The 18,263-nt window shown below is 72.6% G+C and carries 17 protein-coding genes and 1 pseudogene; 12 read left to right on the top strand and 6 right to left on the bottom strand.

Annotated features, from left to right (window positions below):
• The first annotated feature begins 185 nt into the window (after nucleotides 1–185).
• The gene (locus tag CTZ28_RS25085; protein ID WP_121891951.1) at nucleotides 186–1,571 is read left to right on the top strand and encodes an NsdA family TPR-like regulatory protein; all 1,386 of its coding nucleotides are present in this window, start codon (nucleotides 186–188) and stop codon (nucleotides 1,569–1,571) included.
• A gap of 224 nt (nucleotides 1,572–1,795) precedes the next feature.
• Nucleotides 1,796–3,436 carry a hypothetical protein gene (locus CTZ28_RS25080; protein ID WP_121891950.1) on the top strand — a complete coding sequence of 547 codons (1,641 nt, stop codon included), beginning with the start codon at nucleotides 1,796–1,798 and terminating at the stop codon, nucleotides 3,434–3,436.
• A 24-nt stretch (nucleotides 3,437–3,460) separates the two neighbouring features.
• On the opposite strand, the gene CTZ28_RS25075 is transcribed toward CTZ28_RS25080, so the two are convergent.
• Nucleotides 3,461–4,777 (bottom strand): ABC transporter substrate-binding protein, encoded by a 1,317-nt coding sequence (locus tag CTZ28_RS25075; RefSeq protein ID WP_183154572.1) that lies wholly within the window; start codon nucleotides 4,775–4,777, stop codon nucleotides 3,461–3,463.
• Nucleotides 4,778–4,894: 117 nt separating this feature from the next.
• Between CTZ28_RS25075 and CTZ28_RS25070 the strand changes: the two genes are divergently transcribed.
• Together CTZ28_RS25070 and purU are read left to right on the top strand one after the other, a co-directional pair.
• Nucleotides 4,895–5,395: an SCO4402 family protein gene (locus tag CTZ28_RS25070; RefSeq protein WP_121891949.1), complete on the top strand. Its 501-nt coding sequence runs from the start codon at nucleotides 4,895–4,897 to the stop codon at nucleotides 5,393–5,395.
• 46 nt (nucleotides 5,396–5,441) lie between these two features.
• Nucleotides 5,442–6,323 (top strand): formyltetrahydrofolate deformylase, encoded by an 882-nt coding sequence (gene purU, locus CTZ28_RS25065; protein ID WP_121891948.1) that lies wholly within the window; start codon nucleotides 5,442–5,444, stop codon nucleotides 6,321–6,323.
• 76 nt (nucleotides 6,324–6,399) lie between these two features.
• Here the strand turns inward: purU and CTZ28_RS25060 are convergent, their stop codons facing one another.
• Both CTZ28_RS25060 and CTZ28_RS25055 read right to left on the bottom strand, forming a co-directional pair.
• Entirely contained in the window at nucleotides 6,400–7,737 is a 1,338-nt protein-coding gene (locus CTZ28_RS25060) for a maleylpyruvate isomerase N-terminal domain-containing protein (RefSeq protein ID WP_183154571.1), read from the bottom strand.
• Nucleotides 7,734–8,312, bottom strand: coding sequence for a sigma-70 family RNA polymerase sigma factor (locus CTZ28_RS25055; RefSeq protein ID WP_121891946.1), 579 nt, complete (start codon nucleotides 8,310–8,312; stop codon nucleotides 7,734–7,736). The genes CTZ28_RS25060 and CTZ28_RS25055 overlap by 4 nt, the downstream gene beginning before the upstream one ends.
• A 313-nt stretch (nucleotides 8,313–8,625) precedes the next feature.
• On the opposite strand from CTZ28_RS25055, the gene CTZ28_RS25050 reads away from it, so the two are divergent.
• Together CTZ28_RS25050 and CTZ28_RS25045 are read left to right on the top strand one after the other, a co-directional pair.
• The gene (locus CTZ28_RS25050) at nucleotides 8,626–9,006 is read left to right on the top strand and encodes an STAS domain-containing protein (RefSeq protein WP_121891945.1); all 381 of its coding nucleotides are present in this window, start codon (nucleotides 8,626–8,628) and stop codon (nucleotides 9,004–9,006) included.
• Nucleotides 9,007–9,154: 148 nt separating this feature from the next.
• Nucleotides 9,155–9,667 carry an EF-hand domain-containing protein gene (locus CTZ28_RS25045; protein ID WP_121891944.1) on the top strand — a complete coding sequence of 171 codons (513 nt, stop codon included), beginning with the start codon at nucleotides 9,155–9,157 and terminating at the stop codon, nucleotides 9,665–9,667.
• A gap of 99 nt (nucleotides 9,668–9,766) precedes the next feature.
• Here the strand turns inward: CTZ28_RS25045 and CTZ28_RS49985 are convergent.
• Nucleotides 9,767–9,931 (bottom strand): annotated as a pseudogene (locus CTZ28_RS49985) (cyclohexanecarboxylate-CoA ligase); the annotation flags it as partial.
• Nucleotides 9,932–9,994: 63 nt separating this feature from the next.
• On the bottom strand, nucleotides 9,995–11,512 hold the full coding sequence (locus CTZ28_RS25035) for a class I adenylate-forming enzyme family protein (protein WP_121891942.1): 1,518 nt from the start codon (nucleotides 11,510–11,512) through the stop codon (nucleotides 9,995–9,997).
• Between the two features lie 160 nt (nucleotides 11,513–11,672).
• Between CTZ28_RS25035 and CTZ28_RS25030 the strand changes: the two genes are divergently transcribed.
• The 5 genes from CTZ28_RS25030 (at nucleotide 11,673) to CTZ28_RS25010 (ending at nucleotide 15,907) form a co-directional block, all read left to right on the top strand.
• Nucleotides 11,673–12,866, top strand: a complete 1,194-nt coding sequence (locus CTZ28_RS25030; RefSeq protein WP_121891941.1) for an amidohydrolase family protein — start codon at nucleotides 11,673–11,675, stop codon at nucleotides 12,864–12,866.
• Complete coding sequence (locus tag CTZ28_RS25025) at nucleotides 12,866–13,999, top strand: acyl-CoA dehydrogenase family protein (protein ID WP_121891940.1); 1,134 nt, start codon at nucleotides 12,866–12,868, stop codon at nucleotides 13,997–13,999. The genes CTZ28_RS25030 and CTZ28_RS25025 overlap by 1 nt, the downstream gene beginning before the upstream one ends.
• Before the next feature lie 8 nt (nucleotides 14,000–14,007).
• The gene (locus tag CTZ28_RS25020) at nucleotides 14,008–14,889 is read left to right on the top strand and encodes an acyl-CoA dehydrogenase family protein (protein ID WP_121891939.1); all 882 of its coding nucleotides are present in this window, start codon (nucleotides 14,008–14,010) and stop codon (nucleotides 14,887–14,889) included.
• Between the two features lie 397 nt (nucleotides 14,890–15,286).
• Nucleotides 15,287–15,424: a hypothetical protein gene (locus CTZ28_RS47185; protein WP_183154570.1), complete on the top strand. Its 138-nt coding sequence runs from the start codon at nucleotides 15,287–15,289 to the stop codon at nucleotides 15,422–15,424.
• A gap of 18 nt (nucleotides 15,425–15,442) precedes the next feature.
• Complete coding sequence (locus CTZ28_RS25010; RefSeq protein ID WP_121891937.1) at nucleotides 15,443–15,907, top strand: ATP-binding protein; 465 nt, start codon at nucleotides 15,443–15,445, stop codon at nucleotides 15,905–15,907.
• Between the two features lie 205 nt (nucleotides 15,908–16,112).
• Here the strand turns inward: CTZ28_RS25010 and CTZ28_RS25005 are convergent, their stop codons facing one another.
• Nucleotides 16,113–17,039, bottom strand: coding sequence for a cyclase family protein (locus CTZ28_RS25005; protein ID WP_121891936.1), 927 nt, complete (start codon nucleotides 17,037–17,039; stop codon nucleotides 16,113–16,115).
• 84 nt (nucleotides 17,040–17,123) lie between these two features.
• Here CTZ28_RS25005 and CTZ28_RS25000 point away from each other — a divergent pair, with 84 nt between their 5' ends.
• Nucleotides 17,124–18,035 carry an SDR family NAD(P)-dependent oxidoreductase gene (locus CTZ28_RS25000; RefSeq protein WP_121891935.1) on the top strand — a complete coding sequence of 304 codons (912 nt, stop codon included), beginning with the start codon at nucleotides 17,124–17,126 and terminating at the stop codon, nucleotides 18,033–18,035.
• Nucleotides 18,036–18,263 lie beyond the last annotated feature (228 nt).

Raw genomic sequence — 18,263 nt, 5'->3', positions numbered from 1 at the left:
GGGTGCATCGGTGGGGGCGCGCGGGAGGAAGCGGGGCGTGACCGGGGTAGCCACTCGTGGGGGTCGGCACCAGCCTTTACTCCGGTACTCCGGCAATCCTCGCATGTCCTGCATTTTCGGCATGACGCGGGGCATCGATCTTCACAGCCGGAACTTTCGCTCCAGGGGTTCGCAGGGGGTATGCCATGGCCGCAAGGCCTCTCGTCGCGCGGCAGCCGAACGAACGGCTGCAGGCGCTCATCCAGGAGGCGGGGTGCTCGAACGCCGGGCTGGCCCGCCGGGTCAACATGTGCGGCGCCGAGCACGGCCTCGACCTGCGCTACGACAAGACGTCCGTGGCCCGTTGGCTGCGCGGACAGCAGCCGCGCGGACGTGCCCCGGCGATCATCGCGGAGGCGCTGGGCCGCAAGCTGGGCCGTACGGTCACCATCGACGAGATCGGGATGGCCAACGGCAAGAACCTGGCCTCGGGCGTCGGTCTCCAGTTCTCGCCGACGGTGCTGGGGGCGATCGAGCAGGTCTGCGAGCTGTGGCGCAGCGACGTGGGCCGCAGGGACTTCCTGTCCGGCTCGTCGGTCGCCGCGTCCGCGTTGGTCGAGCCGAGCCGCGACTGGCTGATCTCGGCGCCGGACGCGCAGGTGGCGCGCCAGGCGGGCGCGCGCGTGGGGCAGTCGGACGTGGCGGCCGTGCGCGCGATGACCCAGGCACTCGTGGACCTCGACCACCAGTACGGCAGCGGGCATGTGCGCCCGGTGGTCGTGCACTATCTCAACAGCGTCGTCTCCGGGCTGCTGGCCGGCTCCTACCGGGAGGCGGTCGGCCGCGATCTGTTCGCCGCGGTGGCCCGACTGACCGAACTGGCCGGGTACATGGCCATCGACACCGGCCAACCCGGGCTGGCCCAGCGGTACTACATCCAGTCGCTGCGCCTTGCGCAGGCGGCCGGTGACCGTGGGTACGGCGGCTATGTGCTCGCCGCGTCCATGAGTCATCTGGCCGCGCAGCTCGGGAACCCGCGCGAGATCGCGCAGTTGGCGCGGGCGGCCCAGGAGGGGGCGCGGGGCCGGGTCACCCCGCGCGCGGAGGCGATGTTCCACGCGGCCGAGGCGCGCGGGCACGCGCTGCTGGGCGACGTACGGGCGGCGGAGGTGTCGTCCGGGCGGGCGATCACGGCCATGGAGTCGGCCGACGCGGACTCCGGGGACGACCCGGCGTGGATCGCGCACTACGACGAGGCCTATCTGGCGGACGAGTTGGCGCACTGCCACCGCGACCTCGGGCAGGCCGAGGCGGCGGCGCGGTGTGCGGAGCAGTCGCTGGCCGGGCATCCCGCAGGGCGGGCGCGCAGGCGGGCCATCGGCTATGTGCTGCTCGCCACGGCACAGGTGCAGCAGCGCGAGATCGAACAGGCCTGCCACACCGGTCTGCAGGCGGTCGAACTGCTGGAGACGCTCCGGTCCAACCGTGGCGCCGAGTATCTGGACGACTTCCAGCAGCGGCTTGAGCCGTACCGGGACGAGCCGGTGGTGCGGGAGTTCGGGGCGCGGCTGGGCCTTCAGCAGGCCGCGTGAGGCGGTTACCCGCCGTGGCGTGAACGACGGCCGGTTGAGCGGGTGAACACGCGGGAAACGGCGCGTTGCCGCACAGATGTGCCCATTAACAGCGTGCCGCGGCGTGGTTTTGTTACAGGCGTCACAGGGAAAAGGGCCACGCCCTGAGCTGCGTAGCACCCGGCTCGGGGGACCCGGTAGCGTGAGCCGACGATTCCGAAGGTCCCCCATTCGTAGGAGTCCCGGTGACGCAGAGTGGACAGGGCGAGCCCGCGCGCGAAGGCATCGTGCTGCCCTCCGACGGCGGCGAGCCCCTGCTGCCGGGCATGACGGGCGATTCCGCCCCGCAGCCGGCCGCGAACCGGCCGGCCGCCCCGAGCGCGGGCCTCCCGGCCGCCACGCCGGCCGGCGGCCAGGCGTGGGGCCGGTCCTGGGGCCCCGACCAGCAGCAGACCGCAGCCCCCCAGGCCGGCCAGGGCTGGGCTCCGGCCGCCGCGCAGGAGTGGGGCACCCCGAACCAGCAGCACGCCGCGTGGACGCCCCAGGAGCCGTCCGCCCCCGGTGCGGGCCCGCTTCCCCCGGAGGGCGCCCCGGCACCGTCGTACGGCGGCGGAACCCCGCAGGAACCGGCGTACGGCTCCGGCGCACACGGCGCGCTGCACCAGGCGTACGGCCCCGGCGACGCGGCGCAGCAGCCGTACGGGGGCGGTGGTGCCCCGCAGCAGCAGTCGTACGCGGCCCCGCTCCCCCCGGCCGTGGACCACGCGAGCCCGTACATACCCTCGCCCGCCGTCCCGGCTTCCGTGGACGAGGGGGCCACCCAGTACATACCGCCCGTCGTCGCGGGCGGTCCCGCGCCCGCTCCCCTGGACGAGGGCGCCACCCAGTACATACCGCCCGTGGCGTCGGGCGCGCTGCCGCCCGAGGCCTCGGGCGAGGACACCCGCTTCCTGGGGCGGGCGGCCCAGCCGCAGCCCGTGACGCCCCACCCCGACGCCGAGGCCACGCAGTACATCGCCCCGGTGACCGCGCCGTACGGCGGCGCTCCGGGCGGGGACCGGCAGCCGCCCGCCGAGTTCGACAACCTCTTCCGCAGCGCCGCGGGCGATCCGGGACCGGCCCCGGCCACCCAGCTGCTGCCGCCCGTCCAGCAGGCGCAGGACCCCTACCCCGGGCAGCCGCAGCCCGCGTACGCCCCGCAGGGGCCGGGCGGCGGACGGCGCGGCGGGCAGGACGGCGGCGGGCGCGGACGCGGCGGCCGGACCGGCTCGCGCGTGCCGCTGATCGCCGCCGCCGGCGTCGGCATCATCGTCCTCGGGTTCGGCGCCGGCGCCCTGCTCAGCGGCGGGGGCGACGACCAGAGCGACCACAACAAGACCGTCGCCGCCTCGGCCCCCGCCGAGGCGGAGTCGCCGTCGCCGTCCGCCGACCCCGTCGAGCAGCAGGCCGTCGCCCTGGACAAGCTGCTCGCCGACAGCGGCAGCAGCCGCGCCTCGGTGATCAAGGCGGTGTCCGACGTGAAGACCTGCCAGAACCTGGACCAGGCCGCCTCGGACCTGCGGGACGCGGCCAAGCAGCGCACCGAGCTGGTCACCCGCCTGTCGGAGCTGACCGTGGACAAGCTGCCGAACCACGCCGAGCTGACCACCGCGCTCACCAAGGCGTGGCACGCCTCGGCGTCGGCCGACGACCACTACGCGGCCTGGGCGGACCAGACCGCCGGGAAGCACGGCTGCAAGAAGGGACAGGCCCGCACCACCGGGCAGACCCAGGCGGGCAACCGGGACAGCGGCACCGCGAGCGCCGAGAAGACCAAGGCGGCGCCGCTGTGGAACGCGATCGCGAAGACGTACGGCCTCACCGAGCGCCAGCCGACCCAGCTGTGAGCCGGGGCGGTGGGCGTGACCGGCTCAGCTGAGGTTCGCGTTCAGCAGCGTCTTGGTGACGTCCACGACGCCTCCGTCCTTGGCCGCGGCCAGTTGCCCCTCGCGCACGACCTGGAGGGTCACATCGGTGTTGACCAGGCGGGCCAGTCCGACGGACGCGAGCTTGCCCTGGCCCTGTTGGGGCCAGCTGAGGGTCGGGGTGAGGCCGCCCGTGCCGACCTTGAACCCGGAGTTCAGGGTCCGGCGCACGGAGTCGGCGCTCACCTCACCGTCGCCGATCTTCTCCAGGACGGCCCGCAGCACGGTGTAGGCGATCCATGTGGTCTGCACTCCGGCGTCCGCGGGGTCGATGCGGTTGTCGCCGAAGGCCTCCTTGTTGATCACCTTCTTCATCGGGTCCCAGCGCTTGTCGGAGGTCACCGGGTACCAGCCGGTGATGTACGAGCCCTCGTACGGCCCGTTCGCGCCGCCCGTCGCGTTGATCACGCTCTGGTCGACGCTGCCGAGCACGGTGGCGGCCCGCACCGCCGGGTAGTCCCCGCGGGCGCGCCGGAAGGAGTCCATGAAGGTGTCCGTGCGGCCGCCGAGCGCGGGCACCACGCACCCCTTCTCCAGCGGGTCGGCGGTCGCCGCCCGCAGCGCCTGCTCGGACTGCTTGCCGTACTCGGTGGCGTCCTCGGGCGCGAGCTGGTCCTTCGCCGCGTCGTGCCCGCCCGAGGCCAGCCCGGAGTCGATCAGTTCGGGCAGCTGGTCACCGGCGACGCTGTCGGGGCGGACCAGGGCGACGGGGCCGCAGCTGTCGGCGAGCGCCTTGCCGAGGCCCGCCAGCAGGGTGGGCTGGCCGCCGTTGACCGGGTAGGACACGGCGCTGGTGAACTCCTTGTTCGTCACGCCGTAGCCGCCTATGTACGCGATGCCGGCGCCCTCCAGCGGTGCGAAGTAGGAATCGCCGAACTGGCTGTAGGAGCCGACGACCGCGACGACGTTCTCGTCCACCGCGCGCCGGGCGCACTTCGCCGCGCCCACCGCGTTGTTGTGGTCGTTGCAGGTCAGGACCTTCAGCTTGCGGCCGTTGAGGCCGCCCTGGGAGTTGAGCCAGCGGGCGTAGGCCGCGGCCATGGCGGGCACGCCGGCCTTGTTGGTGGCACTGGTGTCCTGCGGCGCCCAGGTCATCACCTTGATCGGGTCGTCCCCGGAGCCGCTCGCGGTTCCCGGGATGACTCCGCATCCGGCGGCGAGCGAGACACAGGCCACGAGCGCGCCCGCGGACAGCGCGGTGGCACGGACGGGCCGGGGGAGGGCGGGGAGGAGGGTCCTGCGGATGCGTCGCCTGCCGGTCATGCTCACGCACGATTCCGTCACATCGCTAACCGGCGAGTGATCCTCGGTCAACCAAAGGTGACATAGAGGTGAATTACGGGGGGCGGTAAGGCGCCGCGGCCGGGGAACGTACGATCGGTGACCGTGCAAGGTTCGGAGAACTCTTCCCGTCGCGGCCGTCGCTCCTCCACCATGGGCGGCATGCCACTGAATGACATGCCGTGGTGGCGCTGGCGCAGCAATGTGCGTTCCGCGCTGCACATGCTCTCCGATCCGGTGTTCCAGCGGGACGTCTGGCTGGCCGGCGTCGACGGGTACGGGGACGTGACCGATGCCGTGTACCGGCTGGTGGAGGACACCTGGCTGGACAACTGGTCCGCCGAGAAGTACGTCGGCACGATCTTCCGGGACTCCCAGGAGGCGGCGCTCATCGACACCGCCGTCCTGCGGGTGCTGCGGATCATGCACCAGGTGGGCCCGGACGCGCCGGTCGCCGCGTACCTCGAGCACCAGGGCTGGCCGGAGGCGGTGCGGGCGGCGCGGGACGCGCACGTCCGGATGTCCATGAGCGACGGCGACGACCCCGAGACGCCGCCGCGGAGCCTTGAGGTGCTGCGCATCGTGACCCGGTCCGGGTAGCGGACCGTCCCTCGCGGGCCGGGGCGGATGTGCGACGCTGTCCTGCATGAACGAGCAGTCCACCCGGGCCGCGGCCCCGTCCGACCAGTATGTCCTGACCCTCTCGTGCCCGGACAAGAAGGGCATCGTGCACGCGGTGTCCAGCTATCTGTTCATGACCGGGTGCAACATCGAGGACAGCCAGCAGTTCGGCGACCACGACACGGGACTGTTCTTCATGCGGGTCCACTTCTCGGCGGAGGCTCCGGTCACCGTGGACAAGCTGCGGGCGAGCTTCGCGGCGATCGGTGACTCGTTCCAGATGGACTGGCAGATCAACCGGGCCGACGAGAAGATGCGCATCGTCCTGATGGTCAGCAAGTTCGGCCACTGCCTCAACGACCTGCTCTTCAGGGCCCGGATCGGCGCGCTGCCGGTGGAGATCGCGGCTGTGGTCTCCAACCACACAGAATTCGCCGAACTGGTGGAGTCGTACCATGTGCCCTTCCACCACATTCCGGTGACGAAGGAGACCAAGGCGCAGGCCGAGGAGCGGCTGCTGAAGATCGTCCGCGAGCGGAACGTCGAGCTGGTCGTCCTCGCCCGCTATATGCAGGTTCTCTCGGACGACCTGTGCAAGCAGCTCAGCGGCCGGATCATCAACATCCACCACTCCTTCCTGCCGAGCTTCAAGGGCGCGAAGCCGTACCACCAGGCGCACGCCCGCGGTGTGAAGCTGATCGGCGCCACGGCCCACTATGTGACGGCCGACCTCGACGAGGGCCCGATCATCGAGCAGGAGGTCGAGCGGGTGGGGCACGACGTCACCCCGGACCAACTGGTGGCGATCGGCCGGGACGTGGAGTGCCAGGCGCTGGCGCGGGCCGTGAAGTGGCATGCGGAGCGGCGCATTCTGCTCAACGGGCGTCGCACGGTGGTCTTCGCCTAGCGGCTCGGGACGTCAGGTCGTCGGCGGCTGCGGGGCGTGGGGGGTGCTCGCGCAGTTTCCCGTGCCCCTGGCGGGGCTACATGCGGCTCAGCCCTGCCGCGGCGAACAGGACGTCGCGGATCGCCTCCCGGTCCCCGAGCTGTCCCGCCGCGGCCTCCTGCGGCGGCACATGGCCCGCGGCCAGCCGGCAGAACTCCACGCCGTCCAGGGCGACATGGGCCACCTCCAGCTCGGCTGAGCCCTCCGCGCCAGGGGAGTCGAGCGGGATCAGCCACTGGCCGCCGCCCGCGCCCTCGATCTCCAGCCGGAGGCTGCGGCCCGGCTGCCCGGCCGCGACCAGGTGCGGGGTGCCGCTCATGGTGGCCAGCCCCGCCTGCCGCCGGGCCGCCAGCGCCCCGGGCAGCATCCGGGCGGCCAGGTCGATCATGCGGTGCAGATGGCGCGGCGCGGGCGGTTCGTACGGGTAGTCCACCGCGTCGGCGATGTCCTCCGCGTGCACCCAGCACTCGAAGGCCCGGTCCAGCATCGCGTCGTGCAGCGGCAGGGTGAAGCCGCCGTAGGGGACGGACAGCTTCCCGGCGCCGCTCCCGGTGAAGGACACCGTCCGCACCAGGTTGTGGCTCTGCTCCCGCCAGGGCGCCCGCACGGAACGGGTCGGCGGGAAGTGCGAGGCCCGCCAGTACGCCTCGGTGCGCGCGGCCGGACCCGTCGCGCCCTCCCCGGCCACCGGGTCGTCCAGGCCGAGCGCCACCGCGACCAGTCCGTCCACCGACAGCAGATGCGCGATCACCCCGGCGACGGTGGTACGGCGGCTCGTCGCCGCGTCGCCCTCGAACCAGCGCAGCCGCACCGGCGCGTGCCACTCGGCGTCCCGGATGTCCTGGAGCAGCGCGTCGAGCCGGGCGGTCTCGGCGTCGTACGGCGTCGCCCACTCGGGCAGCGGGATGCGCGGCGGACGCCGGTCAAGGCAGGTCGCGAGGACCCGGGTGCGCAGCGCCGGGTCCAGGTCGAGGCTCTCGGGCTGGTGCAGCAGGCCGACCGCCTCGCGCAGCCGCCGCGCCTCGTCGGCGCAACTGCCGCACTCGCCCAGGTGCTCCTCGACGGCGGCGGTCTCGGCGGCCGAGCAGGCGGCCAGCGCCCATGCGCCGAGCAGTGATCTCAGCACGCCGTGCGGCAGCGCGGGCGGGGCGGGCACCACCGGGTCGAGGTCGGGCAGCGGCCGCCCGGTGTCCTCGACGGAGGAGCGGGGCATCGGGATGCGCGGCGGCCGGTCCGGCCCGGGTCCCGGCCCGGCGCCGGGCCGCGGGTCGTCGGGTCCGCCTGTCCCGGGTGGACGTCCGGCACCGCTTCCGGCGTCCGCGCCGCCCGGTCCCTCGTGGCCGTGATGTGCATCGAACCACTCCGCTTCGCTCACACCGCGCCCCCGTATCCCGGCGGTGTGCCGGCATCGTGGGCTGTGGACAGCAGTTGCAGGCCGAGGCGGAGCCGGCGGCGGGCCTCGTCCTCGGTGACGCCGAGGTCGGCGGCGGCCTGCCGGTAGTCGCGGCGCTGCACGTAGGCCAGGTCCAGGGCGGCGCGCAGCGGGGCGGGCATGGAGTGGACGATGTAGTCGGCGCGGGCGGCGACCGAGGCGTGGCGCACCTTGCGCTCCAGTTCCTCGGCGCGGGTCTCGGCGTCGGTGCCTTGGGTGAGGGCGGCGGTCTCGGTGGCGCGCAGCCGTTGCACGGCGAGCCGGTGGGTCAGCGCGGCCATCCAGGAGCGCAGGGGACCCTGCCTGGGGTCGTAGGCGTCGGGGTGTTCCCAGACGTGGGCGAAGACCTCGCGGGTGATGCCGTCGGCCGCCTCCTCGTCGCCGAGCACGCGGTGGGCGAGGCCGTGCACCAGCGAGGCGAACCGGTCGTAGAGCTCGCCGAGGGCCGCGGCCTCGCCGCGTGCGAGCCGCTGCTGCATCTTGCGGTCCCAGCGGGGCGGTGCGCTCTTCGTCGCCATGCGGCCCCCTCCCTGTGCCCGTGTCCCGTGTGTGTCCACCGTCTCCTCGAATGTAGTCGGCGCGTCCTGCGGAGCACGCTCATTTGCGGCATTGTGCGCCCCCGGCGGACGGCGGGTGGTAAGGGGCCGCCGCGGACGTGGGTCCACATCCGATCGAACAGGATCGAAGACGACTGGAACAAGTCTCTTCTGACCGCTTTCCGTTTCTGCTTCCGTGTTTCAGGGAACGGCCGCTGGGCAGCCGCGCTGCAAGGAAGCGTAGGGGGAACTTCCGTTTCCAGGCGGTTCCGGGAGGTCCCGGCGAGCGAAAGGCGTGGTGGTGGCGTTCACAGTGACCGAGGACGAGCGCGGCGGCTGGGCCGTGCTCCGGGTGTCGGGCGAACTGGACCTGGTGACCTCGCCGGTGCTGCGCCAGCGGGTGCACGACGCGGTGGCCGAGGGCCACCGCCGGCTCGTGGTGGACCTCTCCGAGGTCTTCTTCTGCGACTCCAGCGGGGTCGGCGTGCTGATAGCCACGCGTCGCCTCATCCGCTCCTGCCGCGGCCGGCTGCGGCTCATCCTGCCCGCCCAGGGTGCCGACGACGGCTCGCACGTCAACCGGGTCCTCGGCGCCCTCGGGGTGCGCCGCCTCTTCGACATCCACCCCGATCTCGCCGCGGCCACCGAGGAGGAGGCCGGCCCCCTGTCGGCATGACACCGCCGCGCCCCTCTCGGCATGACGCCGTTGTCGCAGAATTCCCCCGGTCTTGGCACAAGCGTCGTTTTCCCGCTCCGTGAGAGGCGCCGGCGTCGTACGCTCCGTGCGAGAGGTACCCCATGTGACGTAAGGCGGCCCGAAAGACATGGTCAGCAGCGAGTACGAGCGCCGGATCGCAGCCCGGTTCGCCACCTTCGACCAGGACGGCAACGGCTGGATCGACCGGGAGGACTTCAGTGTGGCGGCCAAGGCGCTGCTCGCCGAGTTCGGCACGGCGGCCCGCTCCGACAAGGGCCAGGCGCTGTACGCGGGCGCCGAGGCGTTCTGGCAGGGCATGGCGGGGATAGCGGACCGGGACGGCGACCAGCGCATCACCCGGGAGGAGTTCGTGACCGGCGCGGTCAAGCGCCTGCGCGACAACCCCGAGCGGTTCGTCGAGATCGCCCGCCCCTTCCTGCACGCGGCCCTGGCCGTCGCGGACACCGACGGCGACGGGTCGGCCACGGTCGACGACACCGCGCGCGTGCTGCGGATCCTCGGCGTCCGGGAGGACGTCGCCGGACCGGTGGCCGCGGCGCTGGACGCCGACGGCGACGGCCGGGTGGGGGAGCCGGAGATCGTCCCCGCGTTCGCCCGCTACTTCACCGTCCCGGAGTGAGCCGCACCACCCAGGTGTACTGACCCGGAGCGTCGTTCGCCCGGAGCTGGGGGAGGGAGTCCGCCGACAGGGCCTGACCGCCCGCACACCCGGTGGCGGTCAGCCGCCGGTGTCCGAGAAGCGTTCCCGCAGCTCGTACTTGAGTACCTTGCGCAGTGTCTCGCCGCGTGGGAGGGCGTCCACCACCTCCAGCTGCTCCGGGAGCTTGTGCACCGACAGCCCTTCCGCGCGCGGTAGGCCGTCACCCTCCAGGGTCAGCTCCCGTCGCCTGGCGGCCGGATGCCGGAGTGAGACACACCGCCGGGTGGCTCGCACGCCCGGTGGCGTTCATCGGTCGGTGTCCGAGAAGCGTTCCCGCAGCTTGTATTTGAGTATCTTGCGTAGTGTCTCGCCGCGTGGGAGGGCGTCCACCACCTCCAGCTGCTCCGGGAGCTTGTGCACCGACAGCCCTTCCGCGCGCAGGTAGGCCGTCACCGCCTCCAGGGTCAACTCCCCGTCCCGCGGCGGCGGTACGGCCGCCTCGACCACCGCGCACACCCGCTCCCCGCGCTCCGCGTCCGGCAGCCCGATCACCGCCACGTCCCCGACGGCCGGATGCCGGTGCAGCAGGTCCTCGATCTCCCTGGCCGAGATGTTCTCGCCCTTGCGGATGATCACGTCCTTGCGCCGGCCGGTCAGCACCAGGTGGCCGCCGCCGGTGACGTACCCGAGGTCGCCGGTGCGCAGGAACCCGTCCTCGTCGAAGGCCTCCGCGGTCTGCGCCGGGTCCAGATAGCCCCGGCAGACGGCCTCCCCGCGCAGCCGCACCTCCCCGTCGACGATCCGTATCTCCATCCCCGCGGGCGGCCGGCCCTCCGTCGTCGCCAGGTTCTCGGCGATGTCGTCCGGATCCCCCATGGTGATCATCGGCACCTCGGTCATCCCGTAGCCGTGGGCGAGCTGCACGCCCATCTCGCGGACCACGGCGTGGTACATCTCGGGCGGCTTCGGCGCCCCGCCGCCCGCGAGCAGCCGCAGCGTCGGGACGACCTTCTCGCCCGGCCGCCTGCGCTGCTCGGCGAGGAACATCGAGTAGAAGGCCGTCGAGCCGCCCGCCACCGTCACCCGGTGCCTGCGGTACCCCGCGAGCGCCTCCGGCAGCGCGAACTGCTCGAACAGCACCGCAGGGAACCCGTACAGCAGCAGCATCACCGTGTAGTCCGGGCCCGCGATGTGCGCGTACGGGAAGGCCATCGAGCCCACGTCGTCCGGGGTGAGACGCAGCGCGTGGGCGAGGCAGGAGCCGCCCGCGATCAGCGAACGGTCCGTGTGCAGCACGCCCTTCGGGGCCGAGGTGGTCCCCGAGGTCCAGTAGATCCAGCGCACCGAGGCGCCCTCGGCGGGCGGGGCCGGCAGCCGCGCGGGATCGCCGTCGGGGAGTGCGTCGTACGCCTCGAAGATCCCCTTCGCACCCAGCCGCCGCGCCATCTCCGTGTGGTCGTGGCCGCGCCAGGTGCCCGGTACGGCGAAGAACTCCGCCCGGGACTCACGCAGCGCGAAGCCGACCTCCCGGTCCCGGTAGAACGGGATGACCGGCGACTGCACGGCGCCGAGCCGGGCCAGCGCGAAGGACAGCAGGGCCGTCTCGATGCGGGTGGGCAGCTGCCAGGCGACGACCGTGCCGGGCCGTACGCCCATGCCGTACAGGCCCGCCGCCACCCGCTCCGCGCCCGCGCGCAGCTCGCCGAAGGTCAGCCGCCGGTCGTCCTGGAGGAACACCGGGCGGTCGGGGGTGAGCGCGGCGCGGCGTTCGAGCAGCTCCCAGAGCGTGCGGGACGTGCCCAGTTCGTGTGCGGCGGTGTCCATCCCCGACCCCCTTGGGCTGACGGTGCGTCAGATAGTGCGCAGAGCGTAGGGCCGTGCGCCTTGTCGGTCCAGGGGTGCGGGACTAGTCTCCTGGTCGGAGAATATCTGACGGACCATCAGATGAGACTGCCGTCAGCACCACGTCAGGCGGAGGGGACCCATGCCCGAACTGCCCCGCATCATCAGCGTCGACGACCATGTGATCGAGCCCGCCCACCTCTTCGAGACCTGGCTGCCGGCGAAGTACCGGGACCGCGGGCCCAAGCCGCTCACCGCCGGGATCGGCGAGCTGGCCTACATCGGCGGCAAGTACCGCATCACCATGGACCCGGACGGCCCGCCCACCGACTGGTGGATCTACGAGGACCTGAAGTTCCCGTACAAGCGCAACATCGCCGCCGTCGGCTTCGACCGCGACGAGATGACCCTGGAGGGGATCACCCGGGAGCAGATGCGGCCCGGCTGCTGGGACCCCGTCGAGCGGCTCAGGGACATGGACCTCAACCACGTCGAGGCCAGCCTCTGCTTCCCGACCTTCCCGCGCTTCTGCGGGCAGACCTTCGCCGAGGCCCACGACAAGGAGGTCGCCCTCGCCTGTGTGCGCGCCTACAACGACTGGATGGTGGAGGAGTGGTGCGCGGGCAGCGCCGGCCGGCTCATCCCGCTGTGCCTGATCCCGCTGTGGGACGTGGACCTCGCGGTCGCCGAGATCCGGCGTAACGCCGAGCGCGGGGTGCGGGCGGTGACCTTCTCCGAGATTCCCACCCACCTCGGGCTGCCCTCCATCCACTCCGGCCACTGGGACCCGTTCTTCGCCGCATGCCAGGAGACCGGGACCGTCGTCAACATGCACATCGGCTCGTCCTCGCAGATGCCGGCCGCCTCGCCGGACGCGCCGCCCGCCGTCCAGGCCTCGCTCAGCTTCAACAACGCGATGGCCTCGATGATGGACTTCCTGTTCAGCGGCGTGCTGGTGAAGTTCCCGCGGCTCAAGCTGGCCTACTCCGAGGGCCAGATGGGCTGGGTCCCGTACGCCCTGGAACGCGCCGACGACGTCTGGGAGGAGCACCGCGCCTGGGGCGGGGTCCGCGACCTGATCCCGGAACCGCCGTCGACGTACTACTACCGGCAGATCTTCTGCTGCTTCTTCCGCGACAAGCACGGCGTCGCGTCCCTGGACACCGTGGGCCGCGACAACGCCACCTTCGAGACCGACTACCCGCACGTCGACTCGACCTTCCCGCACACCAAGGAGGTCGCCCTCGACCATGTGAAGGGCCTCGACGACGAGACCGTGTACAAGCTGATGCGGGGCAACGCGATCCGCATGCTCGGCCTCGACCTGGACCGCTAGTGGACCTGTCGTACACACCGGAGGAGGAGGACTTCCGGGCGCGGCTGCGTGCGTGGCTGGCCGAGGCGCTGCCCACCCTGCCGGCCAGGCCGTCACCCGAGGACTGGCCCGGGCGCCGCGCCTACGACCTCGGCTGGCAGCGGATGCTGTACGACGCCGGGTACGCCGACGTGCACTGGGACGCGCCGCCGACGCTGCGGCTGATCTTCCTGGAGGAGACGGAGCGCGCGGGCGCCCCCTATGTGGGCGCGGGCTTCGTCGGGCTGCTGCACGCGGGCCCGACGATCGCCGCCGAGGGGACGGCCGCGCAGCGGGCGCGCTGGCTGCCGCCGATCCTGCGCGGCGACGAGGTGTGGTGCCAGGGCTTCAGCGAGCCGGACGCCGGATCGGACCTCGCCGCGCTGCGCACGCGCGCGTGGCGGGACGGCGACGACTACGTGGTGAGCGGAGCCAAGATCTGGACGTCGCACGCCGAGGTCGCCGACTGGTGCGAGCTGCTCGTCCGCACCGACCCCGACGCGCCGCGGCACCGGGGCATCACCTGGCTGGCGATGCCCATGGACGCCCCCGGCATCACCGTACGGCCGCTGCGCACGCTCGCCGGGTCGGCGGAGTTCGCCGAGGTCTTCCTCGACGAGGTGCGGGTGCCGGTGGCCCACCGGGTCGGCGCGGAGAACGACGGCTGGCGGGTGACCATGGTGACGCTCTCCTTCGAACGCGGCACTGCCTTCGTCGGGGAGGTGGTCGCCTGCCGCCGGGTGCTGGGCGAACTCGCCCGCGAGGCCCGCGCCAACGGCCGCTGGGACGATCCGGCGCTGCGCCGCCGGCTCGGCGCGCTCAACGCGGAGTTCCGGGCCCTGTGGCGGCTGACGCAGTGGAACGTGAGCGAGGCCGAACAGGGCGGCGGGGTGCCAGGGACCGGCGGTTCGGTCTTCAAGCTGAGGTACTCGCACGCCCGTCAGGAGCTGTACGACGCGGCGGCCGAGGTCCTCGGCGCGGACTGCCTCGACCTCGACCGGCCGTGGGTCCTCGACCGGCTGTCCTCGCTGTCGTACACGATCGCCGCCGGCACCTCGCAGATCCAGCGGAACATTGTGGCCGAGCGGATCCTCGGCCTGCCGAAGGGGCGGTGAGCGGCCGGATGCGCTTCCAACTCACCCGGGAGCAGCGGGCGTTGCGGGACGGTGTACGGCAGTTGCTGGCCCGGCGACGGGACGCCCGGGAGCCGCGGGCCGCGCTCGAACCGCCCCGGCTGGACCGCGCGCTGTGGCGGGAGTTGGGCGCGGCGGGCCTCTTCGCGCTGCGGCTGCCCGAGGCGGACGGCGGGGCGGGGGCCGGGCTGCCGGAGGCGGTGCTGGCCTTCGAGGAGGCCGGCCGGGCGCTGCTGCCCGGCCCGCTGGTGGCCACCCACCTCGCGGCCGGCACCGTGCCCGGGGCGGCCACCGGGGAGGCGGTGGTGACGGCCGTGGACGGCGGGCTGGTGGAGTGGCTGGCGGCGGCCGACGTGGTGCGCGGGGACGCCTCCGGCGCGATGCCGGTGCGGTCGGTGGACCCGCTGACCCCGCTGCACCGGGTGCCCGCGGCCGGGGCCGGGGCGGCGACCGTGGCGCCGGAGCCCGTGGCGGTCCTCCTCACCGCGGCCGAACAACTCGGCACGGCCACGCGCGTGTGCGAACTGGCCGTGCAACACGCCCGGACGCGTGAGCAGTTCGGACAGCCCGTAGGGGCGTTCCAGGCGGTCAAACACCTGTGCGCGGACATGCTGGTGCGGGCCGAGACGGCGCGTGCGGCGGTGTACGCGGCGGCCGTCACCGGCGACCCGGTGGACATCGCGACGGCCCGGCTGCTCGCCGACGAGGCGGCCGTGCGCGGTGCCCGCGACTGCCTCCAGGTGCACGGCGGCATGGGCTTCACCTGGGAGTCCGAGGTCCATCTCCAGCTGAAACGGGCATGGCTGCGGGCCCGGCGCGGCGGGGGCGGCACGGAGGGCGCGGAGCTGCTCGCCGCCGATCTGGCCGGCTGACGCCCGGGGAGCCCGCCGGGTCGCGGGAGCGCCGCGCCGCCCGCCGCGGATGTCGCGGATCGTGGCATTCCCGGATCACGGAGCGTCGATATCGGCTTGTGTCCTATGCGTGACTTGTCACGGCCCGGAGTCGGCTGTCCCCTCCGGTACCTTGTGTGGGATGCGAGCGGTTCCGAGCACGAGCCCTGCCGGTGTTGCCCTTGAGGCGGCTCCGCATCCGGCGGTGCGCGCCGCTGCTCGCAAGGCGATCAGGGCTTTCGCCCCCGCCCGTTCGACCCCCCGCCGCGAGCGTCGCACAGTATGCCGCACGCGTAATCCTTCGCGCTGGAATATGCCCGAAGCGCTTGTTGGGGTGACTGTACGTCAACCATGCTGTCTCGTAAGGGAGTCACGTTCCGTGACCCTTGCTGTGGGTCTTGTCCTGGCCATGCAGAAAATGGCTACGATCGTGGCCTTCGTCGTGGTGCTCGTCGCGGCCCTCGTCGTGGCGTTCGCTTGGCGTCGGGTCATGTGTCCGCCGGTTCGGATGGTGTGAGCGGTGCAGGTGCTTCAAGTGCAGCTGGAGATCCGACCCGACCCCGCGGAGGTGGGGCGGGCCCGGAGATGGGCCCGCTCGCGGCTCGCCGGGTCCGGGATAGGGGCTGACGAGCAGTTGGCCGAGATCCTGATCCTGCTCGTCTCCGAGCTGGTGACCAACGCCGTGGTGCACACCGGCTGTCCCGCCGTTCTCCGGCTCTCGCTGCCCGGTGCGGCGGCGGAGTCGGCCACGGTGCGCCTGGAGGTGGCCGACACCAGCGCCCGGGCGCCGGTGCCGCGGTGCGCCGGCGGCGAGGCGACCGGCGGCCGGGGTCTCGCGCTCGTCGACGGCCTCGCCGACCGCTGGGGCTGGCACCCGGAGGGCGCGGGCAAGCGCATCTGGTGCGAACTCGACCGGTGCGACCGGTCCCGGGGGAGCGCGGCGATGGCGTACGGAAGCGGCATGTCCGCGTACGAGGGGCTGGCGTTCGAGGCGGTGTAGCCCGGGTGCACGGCGATGCGCCGGTGCATGCATCCGTGCGCACCCTGTATGAAGAGGGCATAAACAATAAATCCTCGTAAGGGTGTTGACGCCTCGTGAGCGTTTGATCACGCTTGTGGTCTGCGATTCGCCGCGAGGGGACGGCGAGGGCTTGTGACGGAAGCCCTCGTCGAGCGTGGGTCGGGCCGGAGCCCCGGAAGCAGCCTCAGAGGATGGCCACCGGGGCGACCGGCGTACCCGTGGCCCCGGTGAACGGTTCGGGCATCGCCGACAGCAGGAAGGCATACCGGCCTGCTTCTCCACAGGCTGTGGACAACTCTTCGAGATTCCAGTTCTGGCCCTGGAGCATCCCCATCTCCACCAGGTCGAGGGCGTGCACGGGCAGCCACAGGCCGTCGATCTCGGGCGGGAAGACCTCGAAGGTGAGCGTGTCGTTCGCGACGGCCGCGACATCGCGCGCGTGGAACCACTCCGGGGTGCGCACCGACAGCCCCGGCGAGGGATGGGCGTAACCGTGCTTGTCGCCCGCGAGGTACACCCGCATCTGCCCCGTCCGCACCAGTACGACGTCGCCGGCCCGCACCCGGGTCCCGGCGAACTCCTCGGCCGCTTCGAGGTCCTCCGGGGTGACCGCGTGCCCGCCCGCCAGCCGGTCCGTGCCACGCACGCGTGCCACGTCCAGCAGCACCCCGCGCGAGACCAGGTGCCGGACCTTGTCGATGCCGCCGAACGCCGCGCCGGCGTGCGCCGACACTGTACGGGCGGGCCGCCCGTTGTAGAGCTTCCCGGAGTGCGAGACATGGCTCAGCGCGTCCCAGTGCGTGCCGGCCTGCAGGCCCATGGTCACGGCGTCGTCGCTGCACGCGACCGTGCCCGGTCCGAACATCTCCTGGTTGATCTGCACCATCGCGTGCAGCGGATTGACCCGCCCGGGGATCATTCCGGTCTGCACGCCGTCCTCCCGCAGCGGCAGCGCCAGCGGGACCCGGCGCCCGGAGCGGACGCCGGCCGCGGCCTCCCGTACCACCTCGTCGGTGATCAGGTTCAGGGTGCCGATCTCGTCGTCCGCCCCCCAACGGCCCCAGTTGTTCACGCGCTTGGCGATGGCGTGGAACTCGTCGGGCAAGGACATCGGGGCCTCCCGGGGCTTGTCTCCGGCTGTCGGTCGCGCCATAAAATCTAACGGTCCGTCAGAAACCATCGGAAGGGGCCGGGCGTGGGGAACTTCTTGGCAGGCAAGGCCGTCGCCGTGACGGGCGCCGGCCGTGGCATCGGCCGCGCGGTCGCCCTCGCGGCGGCGGCCGAGGGAGCGCGGGTCGTCGTCAACGACTACGGCGTGGCGACCGACGGCACCTCCCCGACCAGCGAGGTCGCCGACTCCGTGGTCAAGGAGATCGAGGCGGCGGGCGGCACGGCGGTCGCGGTGGCCGACGACGTCTCCACGATGGCCGGCGGCCGGCGGGTCGTCGAGACGGCCCTGTCGGCGTACGGGCGCCTTGACGGGGTCGTCTGCGTCGCCGGGATCCTGCGCGAACGGATGCTGTTCAACATGTCCGAGCAGGAGTGGGACCCCGTGGTCGCCACCCATCTCAAGGGCACGTTCACCGTGTTCCGCGCCGCCGCCGAGGTCATGCGCGCGCAGCGGTCCGGCACGCTGATCGGCTTCACCAGCGGCAACCACCAGGGCTCGGTGTCCCAGGCCAACTACAGCGCCGCGAAGGGCGGGATCATCTCCCTGGTCCGCAGCGCGGCGCTCGGCCTGCACAAGTACGGGGTGACCGCCAACGCCGTGGCACCCGTGGCCCGTACCCGGATGTCGGCCGGCGTCCCGATGGAGCTGACGGAGATCGGCGAACCGGAGGATGTCGCCGCGCTCGTGGTCTACCTGCTCTCCGACCGCGCCCGCGAACTGCCCGTCACCGGCCAGGTGTACACGATCGCCGGCCCCAAGATCGCCGTCTGGGCCCAGCCACGCGAACTCCGCGCCGCCTACGCGGAGGGCACCTGGACCCCGGAACGCATCGCCGACTTCCTCCCCGGAACGGTGGGCACGGACCCCATGCCGATGCTGCAACACCTCAAAACAATGGAACAAGCGGCCCACACCCAATCCCGCCCGAACACATAACCCCGAGCACATGGGCCCGCGTCCGCTGAACCGCCCGAGCGCATGGGCTCGCGCCCGGACAACGCCCAGAAGGGGCGCGGGGAACGGCGCGATCAGCCCCAACGCACCGGCAGTCAACAACGCACCACGCCTGCTGAACCGCCCGAGCGCATGGGCTCGCGCCCGGGCAGCACCCTGAAGGGGCGCGGGGAACGGCGCGATCAGCCCCAACGCACCGGCAGTCAACAA

The sequence above is a fragment of the Streptomyces shenzhenensis genome, assembly GCF_003688995.1.
Classification (GTDB): domain Bacteria; phylum Actinomycetota; class Actinomycetes; order Streptomycetales; family Streptomycetaceae; genus Streptomyces; species Streptomyces shenzhenensis_A.
Note: the sequence above shows the minus strand (reverse complement) of the source record. Positions and strands in the feature narration are given on the sequence as shown.